This is a genomic window from Pseudomonas sp. MOIL14HWK12:I2, assembly GCF_000510745.1.
In the GTDB taxonomy this organism is placed as follows: domain Bacteria; phylum Pseudomonadota; class Gammaproteobacteria; order Pseudomonadales; family Pseudomonadaceae; genus Chryseomonas; species Chryseomonas oryzihabitans.
Genome location: NZ_KI783314.1, coordinates 202,999 through 217,937 on the forward strand (window position 1 = coordinate 202,999; position 14,939 = coordinate 217,937).

Genomic DNA, 14,939 nt, shown 5'->3' on the forward strand with positions numbered 1-14,939 from the left:
GCGCGGATCACAGCCCGACCGAGCGACCCTTGAAGCCGGCGGCATCGAAGTAGCGGGTGTCGCCGACGTTCTGGGTCTTGAGTTCGGTGACCAGCCCGCCCGCCGCCGGTGCCGAGCGCTGCACCCGGTGGCTGGCCTTGACCGGCTTGCCGCCTTCCAGGCTCTCGCCGATCACCCGGCCGACCAGTTGCCCCTTGGCCGGGATCTCCAGGTGCAGCAGGTGCGCCAGGGTCTGGCCGACGTCGGCGTTGCTGACCGGACTCAGATCGACGAAGCCCTTGCGGAAGTCCGGGCCGATGGCCGCCATGAAGTTGTGGGTGTCGCCGCGGCTGAAGCTGCCGTGCATGCCCTGGCCCTGCTGCAGCCCGGTGTCGGCCACCTCGACGGCGCAGACGTCGGGCTTGCCGCAGCCGCTGTCATAGGAGCGGAAGTTGACCACGATGGCCGGGTAGGGGGTGAGCGCCGACCCCTTGAGGTTGATCGCCGAGAGCGGCAGGGTGCCGGGGATCTTGCCCAGGTCGTCGTCGACGAACAGGCCGCTGACGTAATCCTGCTTGAGCAGCGCCGCGACCACCTTGGGCGCCAGCGTCTTGGCATCGCCCTGCGGCAGATAGACCAGGTCCGAGCCGCCGTTGGCCGCCACCACCACCTCCGGCTTGGCCGCGTCCGGGCCGATCAGGCCATTGGCCTTGCTCGGGTGCTGGCCCTGGTCCATCGCCACCGCGGCGCCCTTGGCGTCCGGATCGAGCAGCGGCAATTTCAGCGCGGCGGCGAGATCCAGGGCGAGGAAGCCGGGCGGCAGCTGCCCCTTGGGCACGTCGGGGTAGCTGGCCTTGGCCGCCGGACTGGTCTTGCTCTCCTTGGAGATGGTGGAGAAGCCGTGGTCGGCGCTGACGAAGATGTCGGTGTTGCCGTCCAGGCCCAGCTCCTTGAGCCGGGCGCGCAGGGCGCCGAGGTTGGCGTCGACGTTGCGGATGGCGGCCAGGCTGGTGGGGCCGTTGATGCCCGGGGTGACCTTGCCCAGGCTGTCGCCCTGGTTGTGCTGGGTGCCGTCGGGGTCGCGCGACCAGAACACCAGCACGAAGGGCTTGCCGCTCGCCTTGAAGCGCGGCAGCAGCACCTGGTTGGTGACGTCGAGGAAGTAGCGCTGCTGCTCGACGTTGGCGCTCAGGGTGCCGGGCGTGGTGGCGTTGCCGGCCTTGCCGTTGGCGCCCCGGCTCGGGGCTTCCAGCGGCAGACCGGCCTGTTTCAGGGCGTCCTGCATGGCCGCGCTCAGGGGAATGCCGGTGGGGTGACCGGTGGAGTCGTCGACGATCACCGTCTTTTCGCCGTCGCGAGCGGTCACGTCCTGAATGGCCACCGGGCCGAGCTTGCCGACGGCGGCGGTGGACAGGCCCGCCTGGCGCGCGGCGGCCAGCAGGGTTTCCTCGTCCAGGTAGTTGCCGGCGAAATGCTCGTCGACGTCGCCCAGCACCTCGTCGTTCTCCAGGAAGGGCGTGACGCTGTTGTTGGCGCCCGGCACCGGGAAGCCGGTGTAGATGGTGTTACTGAAATCCCCGGTGTCGCCCAGGTAGTGCCCGGTGGCCAGGGCCGAGGCATTGGGCGTGGTGAAGGTCGGGAACAGCGAGTGGCTGTTCTGGAAATTCACGCCCTCGCGGCGCAACTGGGCCAGATTCGGCGCGGTCTGGGCATCGACGATGTTGGCGCGCAGGCCATCGGGGATGAAGAGAATGACGTTGCGCGCCGGCTCCGCGGCCATGACGGCCGAACTGGCGAGAAGGGCGAGGCTGCAGGCACGGGCGAGACGGGTCGGAAGGAAGGCCATGGAAAACTCTCTACAGGGAGGAAAGATGGCAGAGATGTAACAAGAGATTGCTGCAATTTTATGATGACAGCGCCATGACAGGGGGCGGCATCCTTTGTGCAGCACTCCGGCCTCTTTCCAAGGAGCACCCCTATGGCCCACGCCTTCGCGAGTACCACTGCCGCTGCCCGTCACCTCGATCTGGACACCCCGGCCATCCGCCAGGCCCGCATCGATCTCGCCGCCTGCTTCCGCATGGCTGCCCGCCTGGGCCTGGGCGAGGGGATCTGCAATCACTTCTCCTTCGTGGTGCCCGGCCACGACGAGCTGTTCCTGGTCAATCCCTATGGCCTGGCCTTCGCCGAGGTCACCGCATCCTCGCTGCTGATCTGCGACTTCGCCGGTGGCGTGGTCATGGGCGAGGGTGCCCCCGAGGCCACCGCCTTCCATATCCATGCCCAGCTGCACCGCCTCAATCCCGGGGCACGGGCGGCCTTCCATACCCATATGCCCAATGCCACGGCGCTCTGTCTGCTGGAGGGCGAGCCCTTCGTCTGGGCCGGGCAGACCGCGCTGAAATTCTATGACCGTCTGAGCGTGGACGAGGACTACAACGGCCTGGCGCTGGACGCCACGGAAGGCGAACGCATCGCCCGGGCGGCGGGGGACGCGGCGGTGGTCATGCTGAAGAATCACGGACCCCTGGTACTGGGGCCGAGCATCGCCGAGGCCTGGGACGACCTCTACTACCTGGAGCGCGCCGCCGAGGTGCAACTCAAGGCCATGGCCAGCGGCCGGCCGCTGAAGCCGGTGGCACCGGCCATCGCGCACGCCGCCTGCCAGCAGATGCTGCAGGGCAACGCCGACAGCGCGCGGCTGCACCTGGAAAGCGTGAAGCGCCAGCTGCTGCGGCTGGAGCCGGATTACCGGGACTGAGCGGGGCGGTCAGCCGCCGTGGCTGCGGCGCTGGGGCACGGCCTGCACCTGCGGAGCGGAGAGCTCCAGCGCGGCTGCCGCGACCACGGGCAGCTGGGCATCCAGCTGCTCGACCAGGCGCTCACGCAACTGGCGCTTGAGCGCGCGACTCATGTCGAGCTGGCCATGATGATCCAGGGCCAGAAAGCCCTGCTGGAGGATCTCGATGGACAGGGACGGGACCTCGGCGCCCAGGGGGCAGACATCGAAGGCGAGCGACTGAGCGTGGGCTGACGGCATCCTGGTGATCATGGCTGTCCCTCCTGGACCAGAGCCCCATCATGCCAGGCCCGGCGGAGAGCGCTGGAGTGGCAAAACGCGGACCCGTGGACTGTTGCGCATTTTGTCGGCGCGAAAAAAAGCCCGGGATCCTCCCGGGCTAAAAGCGCAGATGTCAGCTTCTACGATGCCTTTCGGCATGGAAGAGAGCTTGCCACCGCCCGGCTTATGGCTGGCTTAACGTCGCTAGCGGATCAGCGAGGCCAGCAGGGCCATGCAGGCGATGGCGGTAAAGATCAGCAGGAGGTGGAGCAGGGAGAGCTTGTCCATGAGCGAGGGCACGGGTAGCGACGCGGAGGGCCGATGATAGCAAAGAGACATCACGGCACGCCTGACCTGCTCGCGACTCAGGCCCTTTGCAGCATCGCCTGGATCCGCCGCTCCAGCGTATCCAGGGTGAAGGGCTTGGTCAGCACCCGCATGCCGGTTTCGAGATGGGCGTCGTCGATGACCTGGCTTTCCGCATAACCGGTGATGAACAGCACCGGCAGCTCCGGTCGCAGTCCGCGCAGGGCGTCGGCCAGCTGGCGGCCGTTGAGGGCGCCGGGCAGGCCGACATCGGTGATCAGCAGGTCCAGCGGGGTATCGGGCGAGAGCAGGGCCAGAGCGGTGGCGGCATCGGCCGCCTCCAGTACCCGGTAGCCCTGGGCGAGCATGACTTCCACCAGCAGCGTACGGATGGTGGGTTCGTCGTCGACCACCAGGATGGTCTCGCCGTGGCCTGGGGCGTGAGGCTCCGGTTCGGCCGGCAAGGCGCTGTCGGCCAGCGGCGCCAGGTGATGACGCGGCAGATAGAGGTGTACCCAGGTACCGGCGCCGGGCGCGGAGTCGATGCGGATCTCGCCACCCGACTGCAGTACGAAGCCATGCACCATGGACAGTCCCAGGCCGGTGCCCTGGCCAATGGGCTTGGTGGTGAAGAAGGGATCGAATACCCGGGCGAGGACCTCGTCGCTCATGCCGCTCCCGGTATCGCCCACGCTCAGGCGCACGAAGTCGCCCACGGGCAGGGCCTGGCGCTCGGCCTGGGTCGCGTCCAGGCGCTCGTTGCTCAGGACGATACGGATGCGCCCGCCGTCGGGCATGGCGTCGCGGGCGTTTAGGCAGAGGTTGAGCAGGGCGTTTTCCAGCTGCAGGCCGTCGATGTGGGTCAGCCAGAGCCGGGGATCGGCTTCGCGCTCCAGGGCGATCTGCGGACCTATGCTGCGCTGGATCAGGTCTTCCAGGCCGATGACCAGTTGCTCCAGCGCCACCGGTTGCGGATCCAGGGTCTGGCGCCGGGAAAAGGCCAGCAGCCGGTGGGTCAGGGCGGCGGCGCGCTGGGCGGCGCTGCGGGCGGTGCCGGTGTAGCGCTCGAGGTCCTGCAGCCGGCCCTGGCGCAGGCGCAGGTCGAGCATCTCCAGCGAGCCGAGGATGCCGGTCAGCAGGTTGTTGAAGTCATGGGCGATGCCGCCGGTGAGTTGGCCGACGGCCTCCATCTTCTGCGACTGGCGCAGGGCTTCTTCCATCAGCCGGATGCGCTCCTGCTCGTTGAGGCGCTCGGTGACGTCGTAGGCGAACTGATAGGCGCCGATGCGCTGGCCGTCGGCATCGAGCAGCGGGCTGAATTGCAGTTCGTAGTGGCGCTGCAGCGGTGCCTCACCGACCGAGACGATCTCGTTGAAGGCTTCACCGGTAAAGGCGCGTTGCCACTGCGCGGACAGCCGTTCGCTGATCTCCGGGCGACTGTCCAGGGCCGAGCGGTAGGACGCCCCCAACTGCGGGCGGACGCCAAAGACGTGTTCGAAGAGATCGGCGCCGGAGCCATTGACCGCCAGCCAGCGGAAATCGAAGTCCAGTACATGGATCATTGCACTGGCGGCGTCCACCACCTTGGCCAGGATGCGGTTGGCGGCCAGCGCCGCCTGCACCCGTTCTTCGAGGGTTTCGTTGAGTTGCCGCAGGGCGATTTCGGCGCGCTTGCGCGCGGTGATGTCCTGGAACAGCACCGCGACCTGGCGGCGGCTGGCCGGCTCGATGCGAAAGGCGGCCAGCTCCAGGTAGCGCCCGGTGGCCACCAGTTCCTGCTCGAAGCGGATGGCTTCGCCGGTGCGCAGCACGTGCCCATAGCGGTCGAGCCAGGCCTGAGCCTCGTCGCCGACCATGTCGCGCAGCTTCTGGCCCACCACATTGGGGATACCGGCATGGGCCGCATAGGCCGGATTGGCCTCGATGTGGATGTAGTCGCTCAAGGGGCCGTGGGGCCCGTCGAGGAATTCGATGATGCAGAAGCCCTCGTCCATGGCGTTGAACAGGAACTGGTAGCGTTCGCTGGTCAGGGTCGCGCTGTTTTCCGCAGGCACGGCGCGGGCATCGAGCTGCTGGCGCAGCTGCTGATTGCGTTGCTCCAGCTCGGCAAGGCGCGCCAGCAGGGAAGGGATGTCGGCGACAGGCACGGCAGGCTCGGCGAGAAGAGATGAGACGACGGCTTCGCCTCAAAGACCGGCATTAGACGGCTTGGGGCGAAAAAGTGCCGGGCGCGTCACAGATTCTTTAAGGTAGGGTTCAGGGGCCGGTCAGAGAGGCTGAGGTGAGCGCGAAGACCGAGTCGGGTGGCCAGGGACTAGCTACTTGAGAGATGTCTGACCACTCTGCTTTGGGTGGATTGACACCTGCCAAAGTCACTCATACGATGTCATATGAATATCTGGTAACAGCTTTCCAACGACCCCGGTTCACACCGGTCAATAACAACAAGTCAGGAAGCCTATTCGATGACTATCCAGGTCACTCCCGAGACGGAGTCCGCCCTGCGGCCGCAGGACACGCCCGTCGCCGCTACCCCGCAAGTCTCCCGCTTCACCCGCTACCGCTGGCTGATCTGCGCCCTGCTGTTCATCGCCATCGGCATCAACTACATCGACCGCCAGATGATCGGCATCCTCAAGCCCACGCTGCAGGCGGACCTGGGCTGGACGGAGACCGACTACGCCAAGATCGTGTTCTGGTTCCAGTGCGCCTACGCCATCGGCTTCCTGACCTTTGGCCGCATCATCGACAAGGTCGGGGTGCGCATCGGCTACGCCCTGGCCTTCACCATCTGGACCATCGCCAGCATCGGTCACGGCATCGCTCATACCGTCACCCACTTCGTGCTGGTGCGCTTCACCCTCGGCTTCGGCGAGTCCGGCAGCTTTCCGGCCAGCCTCAAGGCGGTCTCGGAATGGTTTCCGCAAAAGGAACGCGCCCAGGCCACCGGGCTGTTCAACGCCGGCACCGCCATGGGCCCTATCATCACACCTTTGCTGGTGCCGGCCATCACCCTGGCCTGGGGCTGGCGCGCGGCCTTCATCTCCATCGGTCTGGTCACCGCCCTGTGGCTGATCGCCTGGCTGCTGATCTATCGCCGCCCCCACGAACACCCCAAGGTGAGTCGCGAAGAGCTGGCCTACATCCAGGCCGACGATGGCTCCCCGGTATCGGCCAAGCCGGCCGTCGCGGCCAAGATCTCCTGGTTCAAGCTGCTGACCTTCCGCGAGACCTGGGCCTATGCCGCCGGCAAGTTCCTCACCGATCCGATCTGGTGGCTGTACCTGTTCTGGCTGCCGGACTTCCTTGGCAAGACCTACGGCCTGAATCTGAAATCCTTCGGTCCGCCGCTGATCGCCATCTATATCCTGGCCGACATCGGCTCGGTGATGGGCGGTTGGGGCTCCTCCAAGCAGATGAAGCTCGGCCGCAGCGCCAACCTGGCGCGCAAGACCACCATGCTGCTCTGCGCCCTGGCGGTCGTGCCCATCGTCACCGCCCAGTTCGTCTCCAGCCTGTGGCTGGTGGTGGGCATCATCGGTCTCGCCGCCGCGGCCCACCAGGCCTGGTCGGCCAACCTGATGACCCTGCCGTCGGACCTCTTCCCCAAGGAAGCCGTGGCCTCGGTGATCGGCATCGGCGGTACCGCCGGCGCCATCGGCGGCATGCTGATGACCACCTACAACGGCTACATCCTGGAAATCTTCAAGTCCTACCAGCCGATCTTCATCGTCGCCGGCAGTGCCTACCTGGTGGCCATCGTGGTCATCCATGTGCTCACGCCGCGGCTCAAGCCGGTACCGCTGGAGCGCATCTCGGTGGGCTGACCGCGGGTCGCTGACAAGCAAGCCGCCGGGTCATCCCCGGCGGCTTTTTGCATGCCGCGGGCTGTCCGGATCGCGCAGGGGGCTGTCCTGCTCGCGAGCGCAGCGGACCGGCGGGGCGCTCAGACTCGGGGACCCAGTCCTGGAGTCCCCCATGCTCAAGCAACCCCAGACCAAGTACCGCGCCTTTGCCGTGCCCCCGTTGCCCGACCGCCAATGGCCGGGCCGTCAGCTGACCCAGGCACCGCGCTGGTGCTCCACCGACCTGCGCGATGGCAACCAGGCGCTGATCGAGCCCATGGGGCTGGAGCGCAAGCGGCGCTTCTTCGCCCTGTTGCTGGCGATCGGCTACCGGGAAATCGAGGTGGCCTTTCCGGCGGCGTCCCAGACCGATTTCGATTTCGTGCGCGAACTGGTCACCGCGGACGGATTGCCGGACGATCTCTGGCTGCAGGTGATGACGCCGGCGCGCAGCGAGTTGATCGAGCGCACCTTCGCGGCCCTGGTCGGGGCGCCCCGTGCCATCGTGCACCTCTACAACGCCACCGCGCCGCTGTTTCGCCGCGTGGTGTTCGACCAGGATCGCGCCGCCACCCTGGCCATGGCGGTGGCCGGTACCCAGCGCGTGCGCGCCCTGTGCGACGCCCAGCCGGAGACGGCCTGGACCTATCAGTATTCGCCCGAGACCTTCTGCTTCACCGAAGCCGACTTCGCCCTGGAGATCTGCCAGGCGGTGCGCGAGGCCTGGCAGCCCTCGGCGGAGCGCCCGTTGATCCTCAATCTGCCGGCGACGGTGGAAGTGGCCACGCCCAATGTCTATGCCGACCAGATCGAGGGCTTCATCCGCGGCCTGGGTCCGGCGCCCCACGTGACCATCAGCGTCCATCCGCACAACGACCGCGGCACCGGCGTCGCCTGCGCCGAACTGGCCCAGCTGGCCGGAGCCACGCGGGTGGAGGGCTGTCTGTTCGGCAATGGCGAGCGCACCGGCAACGTCGATCTGGTGACCCTGGCGCTGAATCTCTACAGCCAGGGCATCACGCCGGGAATCGACCTCTCCCGCCTGGAAGAGGTGGCCAGCGTGGTGGAGGCCTGCAACCAGCTGACCATCCATCCGCGCCATCCCTATGGCGGTCGCCTGGCCCTGGCCGCCTACCCAGCGCAGGCCGCGCCGCTGGGGATCATAGATCCGGCCGATCTGGGCCGGGTGGCGGGCTAGGGACGGGGGGCAACTCCGTCTGGCCGCGATAGGCGGAAGGGGACACCCCCAGCACCTGGCGGAAGCGGGTGGCGAAGGCACTGGGGCTGGCATAGCCGTGGTCCAGGGCGACGTCGACGATGGCGTGGCCGGCGGCCAGGGAAGTCAGGCTGGAATCCAGCCGCGCCCGCTGCAGCCACTGGCCGAAGGTCAGGCCGGTTTCCTTGAGGAACAGCCGGCTCAGGGTGCGCTCGCTGACCGCCAGCCGCGCGGCGGCGCGGGTCAGCGTCCAGCGCTCGCCCGGGTGCTGGCGCAGGTGGCGGCAGAGTGCGGCGAGGGTGGCATCCACCGGCCAGGGCAGGTGCAGGCCGGCGGTGGGCGAGCCCTGCAACTCGTCGAGCATCAGCTGCAGGATAGAGCGGGCACGCCCCTCGGCCGGTCGATCGGCAGGCAGGGGCAGGGCGGCCAGGATGAGTTCGCGCAGAAGCGGCGAGACGGCGATCAGCTGGCAGCGCGTCGGCAACTCGGCGCGCGCCTGGGGATCGACGAACAGGGTGCGCACCTCGACCCGGCCCAGCAGGTGCAGATCGTGCTCCTCGCCGGCGGGCACCCAGACGCCGCGCCCGGGCGGCACCACCCAGCGCCCCTGGGCGGTATTGACGATGACGATGCCGCAGAGGGCGTGAATCAGCTGCGCCTGGCGATGACGATGGGGCGGCACCCGCTCGCCATGGGCATAGTCCTGGGCCACGGCGTGGAGGCCATTGCACGAGCTGAAGTCGAGGTACATGGCCGTCAGGACGGCGCGCGGCCGGCCAGCCACTTGCCCAGCAGGGCATCCAGCTGCCGCTGCTCGGCCTCGCTGAGGGTGGCCAGGGCGCGGCGTTCGTTGTCGACGTGGGCGGCCATCAGGCCGTCGATCAGGGCGAAGCCGTCCGTGGTGAGGGCCACCAGGGTGCTGCGGCGATCCTCGGGATTTTTGCGCCGCTCGATCAGCCCGGCGCGCTCCAGGCGGTCGAGGCGATTGGTCATGCCGCCCGAGGAGATCATGGCCGATTCATAGAGGACGGTCGGACTCAGGGCATAGGGCTCGCCGGCGCGCCTCAGGGTGGCCAGGACGTCGAATTCGCCATAGTGCAGCCGGTGTTCGTCGAAGAAGGGCTGCAGGACATCGCGAGTGAGCACCTGGGCCATCTCGCCCAGGCGACCGACCAGGCGCATGGGCAGGGCATCCAGGTCGGGGCGCTCGCGGTGCCACTGGTCCACGGCGAATTCGGCGCGATCGGCCATTGGCTTACCTCAGGAATATATCTTGATGTTAAGATACTTCTCATCAAGAGAAATATCGCGTCACTCCGGAGATTGTCCATGCTTTCCGCGTCACCTTCATCCCCGAACACGCCGGCACCGCGCCAGGATGCCTTCCTGGCCGTCTTGCTGGTGCTGCTGGTCGGCGTCAACCTCAGACCCATCCTGGCGGCCATCGGTCCGCTGCTGGATGGCATCCAGGCGGCCACCGGCCTGGACGGCAGTGGCGCCGGGGCGCTGACCACCCTGCCCATCGCCGCCATGGGCCTCTGCGCCCTGGGCGGCGCCCGTCTGCAGGCCTGGCTCGGCGAGCGCCGTGGCATCGCCCTCGGCCTGCTGCTGCTGGCCCTGGCCAATGCCCTGCGCTGGGAAGAGCCAAGCGGCCTGGGGCTGATCCTCACCGCCGGGCTGGGCGGCGTCGGCATCGCCCTGGTCCAGGCGCTGATTCCCGCCTATATCCGCCGCTGCCATCCGCAGCGCACCAGTACCCTCATGGGCCTCTACACCACCGGCATCATGGGCGGCGCGGCCGTGGCGGCGGCCACCGCCGCGCCCCTGGCCGAGCAGTGGGGCTGGGCCCAGGGTCTGGCGCTCTGGACCCTGCCGGTGCTGCTGGCGCTCGGCACCTGGCTGGCCCTGGCCCGTCCGGATGCGCCGGCGCAGGACGCGGCACCCCGCGCGCAACCCTGGCGGCAGCGCCAGGCCTGGCTGCTGCTGGCCTTTTTCGGCATCGGGACCGCGGCCTACACCCTGGTGCTGGCCTGGCTACCGCCGTACTACACCGGCCTCGGCTGGCAACCGGCCGACAGCGGCCTGCTGCTGGGCGGGGTGAGTCTCGCCGAGGTCAGCGCCGGTCTCCTGCTGTCGGCGACCATCGCCCGCCTGCGCAATCGCCGGCCACTGGTGCTGGGGGTGCTCGGCGTGGTGCTGGTGGGGCTGCTGTGCCTGGCGCTGGCGCCGCTGCCCCTGGCGGTGCCCACCGCCATCCTGCTCGGCCTGGGCATCGGCGCGCTGTTTCCGCTGTCGCTGATCCTGGCGATGGACAAGGTGCGCGATCCCGCCGACGCCAGCGCGCTGCTCGGTTTCGTCCAGGGCGGTGGCTACCTGATCGCCAGCCTGGCGCCGCTGGCCGCCGGCATCCTGCGTGACTACCTGGACAGCCTGGCCAACGCCTGGCTGCTGATGGCGGTCGGCGTGGTGCTGCTGATGGGCCTCGGCCTGCGCCTGACCCGCCCGGAGCGCCCGGGCGTGGCGCGCGGTTACCAGCGGGCCTAGCTGTTTGAACCTAGCCGGCGCGCGGCAGGCGCAACTCCACACAGAAGCCGCCCCGGGGGCGATTGCTGAAGGTCAGGGCACCGCCCAGGCGGCGAGTGATGGTCTCGACGATGGCCAGCCCCAGCCCGGCACCCTGGGGGTTGCCGGCGCTGTAGAAGCGATCGCACAACCGCGCCAGCTCGGCCTCGTCTACCCCGGGCCCGCGATCCTCCACCCGTAGCAGGACGCCCTGGTCCTGGCTGGCCTCGATGCCGACTTCCACCGCGCTGCCGGCGGGGGCGAAGGCCAGGGCGTTGGTCACCAGATTCTGCAGGGCGATGGCGATGGCGTCCGGATCGCCGAGCACCGGCGGTCCGGCCTGGGCCGCCAGCACCAGCTCCACCTGCTGCCTGAGCGCCAGCGGCGTCAATTCCGCCAGCTCTTCGCGTACCAGGGGCTCCAGGGCCAGCGGCTGGACCAGGGTGGCACCGGGTTCCAGTCGCGCCAGGGTCAGCAACTGGCTGGCCAGGCGGGTGGCCCGGCTGACGCCCTGGCGCAGATAGCCCAGGGCTTCGTCCCGCTCGGCGGCCGTCTCGGCGCGCTGGGCGTTCTGCGCATGCAGGTCGAGGATCGCCAGGGGCGTGCGCAATTCATGGGCGGCGTCGGCGATGAAGCGCCGCTCGCGATCGAGCAGGGCGCGCAACTGGGCGAGCTGGTGATCCAGGGCGCCGCGCATGGGTTGCAACTCCGGCGGCAGCGGGCCGGTCGGCAGCGGCGCCAGGCTGTGGGGATCGCGTTCGCGCAGTCCGCGGGCGAAATCCTGTAGCGGTCGCAGGCCCCAACCCAGCAGCAGCCAGAGCACCCCGACCAGCAGCGGCAGGCCCACCAGCGTCGGCCAGAGGGTATGGCTGACGATGCGCTGGATCAGGTCCTGGCGCAGGTCCTCGCGCTCGCCGACCCAGATGCGCAGGCCGCCATCGGCGGTACGCACCAGCATCCCGCACCATTCGCGCCCGTTCTCGAACACCTCGTGCAGGCCCTCCGGCGGCACCTCGGTCAGCTGCGGCGCATTGCCGGAGCGGGCCAGCAGCCGGCCATCGGCGGTCCAGACCTGGAAGGTCAGCTGATTCTCGTAGGGGTGCGCCGGTACGCTACCGGGAACGGGTTGCATGGCCCGATCGAACACCCGGATCAGCTCCGGCCAACGATCCGCCGCCGGCGTGCCGGCCTGCAGCAGGCCTTCCAGCAGGCGCGCGCCCTGGACCAGCTGGGCGTCGTAGATGCCCTCGATCTCGCGATGGCTGTCGCGCAGCGCCAGCAGAGCCAGGGCCAGACTGCCAGCCAGCACCAGGGCCAGGGTGGGGGCGAGGATGCGGGTGCGGATGGCGATCATGGCTGACGCTCCAGCAGATAGCCCACCCCGCGCACGGTGCGGATCAGGCCGCTGTCGAGCTTCTTGCGCAGGTTGTGGATGAGCACTTCCAGGGTGTTGCCCGAGGCGGCTTCCTGCCAGCCATAGAGGGTATTGCTCAGGCGCTCGCGGGTGATGACGGCGCCCGGCCGCAACAGCAGCTGGTGCAGCAGCTGGTATTCCATGGGCGTCACCACCACCTCGGCGCCGCGGAAGCGCACTGCCTGGCTGGCCGGGTCGAGGCTGATGCCGGCGTGCTCCAGCAGTGGTTGCGCGCGGCCACAGCTGCGGCGGATCAGGGCGCGCAGGCGCGCCTTGAGTTCGTCCAGGTCGCAGGGCTTGACCAGGTAGTCGTCGGCGCCGGCATCCAGGCCCTGGATGCGATCGGCCTTGGCGTCGCGGGAGGTGAGCACCAGCACCGGCACCAGGCCGTCGGGCTGGCTGCGCAGGCGGCGCAGCAGGTCGAGGCCGTCGAGGCGCGGCAGGCTCAGGTCCAGCAGCACCAGATCGAAGCGCTCGGCGGCCAGGGCGTGCTCGGCGGCCAGGCCGTCGGCCACCCAGTCCAGGGTATAGCCCTCGCCGCGCAGGGCCATGCGGATGCCCTGGGCCAGGGCCGCGTCGTCTTCCACCAGCAGTACCCGCACGACCGCCTTCCTCTCGTTTTGATGGCTCTAGCCCGCCATCATCGCTGGCGTCCTGGCGCAGCGGCAGGGGCAACTGTTACCGGGCGTTGCATCCTAAGACTGCATTAAGCTTCGCCGTCGAGTCTGGCCACTCCCACCACGAGGAGTGTCGCCATGCGCCGCCTGTTGCTGCCGTTGCTGTTCGCAAGTCCCCTGGCCCTCGCCGCCGAACCCCAGTGCACCCAGGCGGACAAGTCCACCTGGCAGGACGCCGAGAAATTCCAGGCGCAGCTGCGTGACCAGGGCTACGAGATCAAGAAGTTCAAGATCACCAAGGGCAACTGCTACGAGATCTATGGCTTCGACAAGGACAGGCGCAAGGTCGAGATCTATCACGATCCGGTGAGCGGCAAGGCGGTCAAGAGCCAGATCGGCAGCTGATGAGCGCGGCGACCGTGCGGCTCTGGGATCCCCTGGTACGGCTGTTCCACCTGTCGGTCGCCGCCGCCTTTTTCGCCAACTACTTCTTCAACGAGAAGGGCGCCTTCTGGCACCGCTGGATCGGCTACTACGCCAGCGCCTGGCTGCTGGTGCGCCTGGTCTGGGGTTTCGTCGGCCCGTGCAGCGCGCGCTGGAGCGACTGCTGGCCGACCCGCGCGCGGCTGGGCGCCCATCTGCGCGATCTCTGGCAGGGGCGGCCCCATCATCGTCTCGGCCATTCGCCGCTGGGCGCCCTGGTGATGCTGCTGATGATGGCCGCCATCGGCGGCCTGGGCGTCACCGGCTTCCTCATGCGCGAGGTGGATGGCCTCTGGGGCGCCGACTGGCCCGAGGACCTGCACGCCTGCTTCGCCAACGGCCTGCTGGCGCTGGTCTGCCTGCATGCCGTGGCCGCCGTGGTGGAAAGTCTGAGGGTGGGCGACAACCTGCCGTTGTCGATGCTGACCGGTCGCCGTCGTCCGCTCGACGACCGGTCCACGCCCGATTAGGCGCAGTGCCCGTCGAGGGTACCGGGCGGATCCACCTGCACCGTCACGTGCTGCAGGCCGTGACGACTGCGCAGCAGCTCGCCCACCAGGGTCGGCAAGCGCAGGGGATCGCTGCCCGGCGCCGGGGTGATGTGCAGGGTGGCGATGCGGGTTTCGTCGGTCAGCGTCCAGACGTGCAGATGGCCCACCTCGGCCACCTCCGGCAGGGCGCGGACTGCCGCCGTGGCACCGGCCGTGTCGAATTCCCGCGGCGCCGCCTGCAGGAGCACCGCGCCGGCATCGCGCACCAGGGTCCAGGCCGATTTGACGATCAGCAGGGCGACCAGGATCGACAGCGCCGGATCCAGCCAGGTCCAGCCGGTCCAGAGGATGCCCAGGGCGGCGACGATGGCGCCCACCGAACCCAGCAGGTCGCCGGCCACATGGAGCAGGGCGCCGCGCAGGTTGCTGTCGTCCTTGTGCCCGCCGTTGAGCACCACGAAGCCGACGATATTGACCACCAGGCCGAGCACCGCCACCGCCAGCATGGGGCCGGACAGCACCTCGGTGGGCTCGCGCAGCCGCATGATGGCTTCCCAGCCGATCCACAGGACCAAGAGCAGCAGGGCGACGCCATTGGTCAGGGCGGCGAGGATGCGCACCCGGTGGAAGCCATAGGTGAAGCGCGCATTGGCCGCCTTGGCCGCCACCCGGTAGGCCACCAGCGCCAGGAGCAGGGCCGCGGCATCCGAGACCATGTGACCGGAGTCGGCGATCAGCGCCAGGGAGCCGGACCACCAGCCGCCCACGGCCTGGACGATGGCGTAGCCAAAGGTGAGGGCGAAGACCAGCTTGAGCTTGCGCTCGTTGTCGGCGGTCACCCGCGGGGCGTGGGAATGACCATGGCCATGGTCGTGGCCATGCTGATGATCGTGGTCGTGGTCGTGGTCGTGGTCGTGGTCGTGGTCGTGGTCATGATCGTGGTGAGAGGTGGAGCCACTCATCTA

Annotated in this window: 15 protein-coding genes; 6 read left to right on the top strand and 9 right to left on the bottom strand. The window is 68.7% G+C overall.

From position 1 onward, the window contains the following. Nucleotides 1-7: 7 nt before the first annotated feature. Nucleotides 8-1,825 (bottom strand): alkaline phosphatase family protein, encoded by a 1,818-nt coding sequence (locus tag PSK12I2_RS0122055; protein WP_027600114.1) that lies wholly within the window; start codon nucleotides 1,823-1,825, stop codon nucleotides 8-10. Nucleotides 1,826-1,957: 132 nt separating this feature from the next. Here PSK12I2_RS0122055 and PSK12I2_RS0122060 point away from each other — a divergent pair, with 132 nt between their 5' ends. Continuing rightward, a complete protein-coding gene (locus PSK12I2_RS0122060; protein ID WP_027600115.1) occupies nucleotides 1,958-2,740 on the top strand; it encodes an aldolase in 783 nt (260 codons plus the stop codon). Nucleotides 2,741-2,749: 9 nt separating this feature from the next. Here the strand turns inward: PSK12I2_RS0122060 and PSK12I2_RS0122065 are convergent, their stop codons facing one another. From PSK12I2_RS0122065 to PSK12I2_RS0122075, 3 genes are all read right to left on the bottom strand, one after another. After that, a complete protein-coding gene (locus tag PSK12I2_RS0122065) occupies nucleotides 2,750-3,031 on the bottom strand; it encodes a hypothetical protein (protein ID WP_027600116.1) in 282 nt (93 codons plus the stop codon). A gap of 213 nt (nucleotides 3,032-3,244) precedes the next feature. After that, on the bottom strand, nucleotides 3,245-3,379 hold the full coding sequence (locus PSK12I2_RS25340) for a hypothetical protein (protein ID WP_256204021.1): 135 nt from the start codon (nucleotides 3,377-3,379) through the stop codon (nucleotides 3,245-3,247). A gap of 26 nt (nucleotides 3,380-3,405) precedes the next feature. After that, nucleotides 3,406-5,493, bottom strand: coding sequence for a PAS domain-containing protein (locus PSK12I2_RS0122075; RefSeq protein WP_037008026.1), 2,088 nt, complete (start codon nucleotides 5,491-5,493; stop codon nucleotides 3,406-3,408). Nucleotides 5,494-5,811: 318 nt separating this feature from the next. On the opposite strand from PSK12I2_RS0122075, the gene PSK12I2_RS0122080 reads away from it, so the two are divergent. Continuing rightward, nucleotides 5,812-7,173 carry an MFS transporter gene (locus tag PSK12I2_RS0122080; protein ID WP_027600118.1) on the top strand — a complete coding sequence of 454 codons (1,362 nt, stop codon included), beginning with the start codon at nucleotides 5,812-5,814 and terminating at the stop codon, nucleotides 7,171-7,173. Between the two features lie 151 nt (nucleotides 7,174-7,324). Then, nucleotides 7,325-8,389, top strand: coding sequence for a 2-isopropylmalate synthase (locus tag PSK12I2_RS24290; protein WP_037008028.1), 1,065 nt, complete (start codon nucleotides 7,325-7,327; stop codon nucleotides 8,387-8,389). Here PSK12I2_RS24290 and PSK12I2_RS24295 read toward each other — a convergent pair. Both PSK12I2_RS24295 and PSK12I2_RS0122095 read right to left on the bottom strand, forming a co-directional pair. Then, complete coding sequence (locus tag PSK12I2_RS24295) at nucleotides 8,352-9,158, bottom strand: helix-turn-helix transcriptional regulator (protein WP_051398795.1); 807 nt, start codon at nucleotides 9,156-9,158, stop codon at nucleotides 8,352-8,354. The genes PSK12I2_RS24290 and PSK12I2_RS24295 overlap by 38 nt on opposite strands. A gap of 5 nt (nucleotides 9,159-9,163) precedes the next feature. Next, nucleotides 9,164-9,658, bottom strand: a complete 495-nt coding sequence (locus PSK12I2_RS0122095) for a MarR family winged helix-turn-helix transcriptional regulator (protein ID WP_027600119.1) — start codon at nucleotides 9,656-9,658, stop codon at nucleotides 9,164-9,166. 78 nt (nucleotides 9,659-9,736) lie between these two features. Here PSK12I2_RS0122095 and PSK12I2_RS0122100 point away from each other — a divergent pair, with 78 nt between their 5' ends. Continuing rightward, nucleotides 9,737-10,951 carry an MFS transporter gene (locus PSK12I2_RS0122100; protein WP_027600120.1) on the top strand — a complete coding sequence of 405 codons (1,215 nt, stop codon included), beginning with the start codon at nucleotides 9,737-9,739 and terminating at the stop codon, nucleotides 10,949-10,951. A gap of 10 nt (nucleotides 10,952-10,961) precedes the next feature. Here the strand turns inward: PSK12I2_RS0122100 and PSK12I2_RS0122105 are convergent, their stop codons facing one another. Both PSK12I2_RS0122105 and PSK12I2_RS0122110 read right to left on the bottom strand, forming a co-directional pair. Further along, nucleotides 10,962-12,323 (bottom strand): ATP-binding protein, encoded by a 1,362-nt coding sequence (locus tag PSK12I2_RS0122105; protein WP_027600121.1) that lies wholly within the window; start codon nucleotides 12,321-12,323, stop codon nucleotides 10,962-10,964. Next, nucleotides 12,320-12,985 (bottom strand): response regulator, encoded by a 666-nt coding sequence (locus PSK12I2_RS0122110; RefSeq protein ID WP_027600122.1) that lies wholly within the window; start codon nucleotides 12,983-12,985, stop codon nucleotides 12,320-12,322. Before PSK12I2_RS0122110 ends, PSK12I2_RS0122105 begins: the two co-directional genes overlap by 4 nt. 153 nt (nucleotides 12,986-13,138) lie before the next feature. Here PSK12I2_RS0122110 and PSK12I2_RS0122115 point away from each other — a divergent pair, with 153 nt between their 5' ends. Next, entirely contained in the window at nucleotides 13,139-13,405 is a 267-nt protein-coding gene (locus PSK12I2_RS0122115; protein ID WP_027600123.1) for a PepSY domain-containing protein, read from the top strand. Beyond that, complete coding sequence (locus tag PSK12I2_RS0122120; RefSeq protein WP_027600124.1) at nucleotides 13,405-13,953, top strand: cytochrome b/b6 domain-containing protein; 549 nt, start codon at nucleotides 13,405-13,407, stop codon at nucleotides 13,951-13,953. The genes PSK12I2_RS0122115 and PSK12I2_RS0122120 overlap by 1 nt, the downstream gene beginning before the upstream one ends. Here PSK12I2_RS0122120 and PSK12I2_RS0122125 read toward each other — a convergent pair. Continuing rightward, complete coding sequence (locus PSK12I2_RS0122125) at nucleotides 13,950-14,936, bottom strand: cation diffusion facilitator family transporter (RefSeq protein ID WP_027600125.1); 987 nt, start codon at nucleotides 14,934-14,936, stop codon at nucleotides 13,950-13,952. The genes PSK12I2_RS0122120 and PSK12I2_RS0122125 overlap by 4 nt on opposite strands. Between the last annotated feature and the right edge of the window lie 3 nt (nucleotides 14,937-14,939).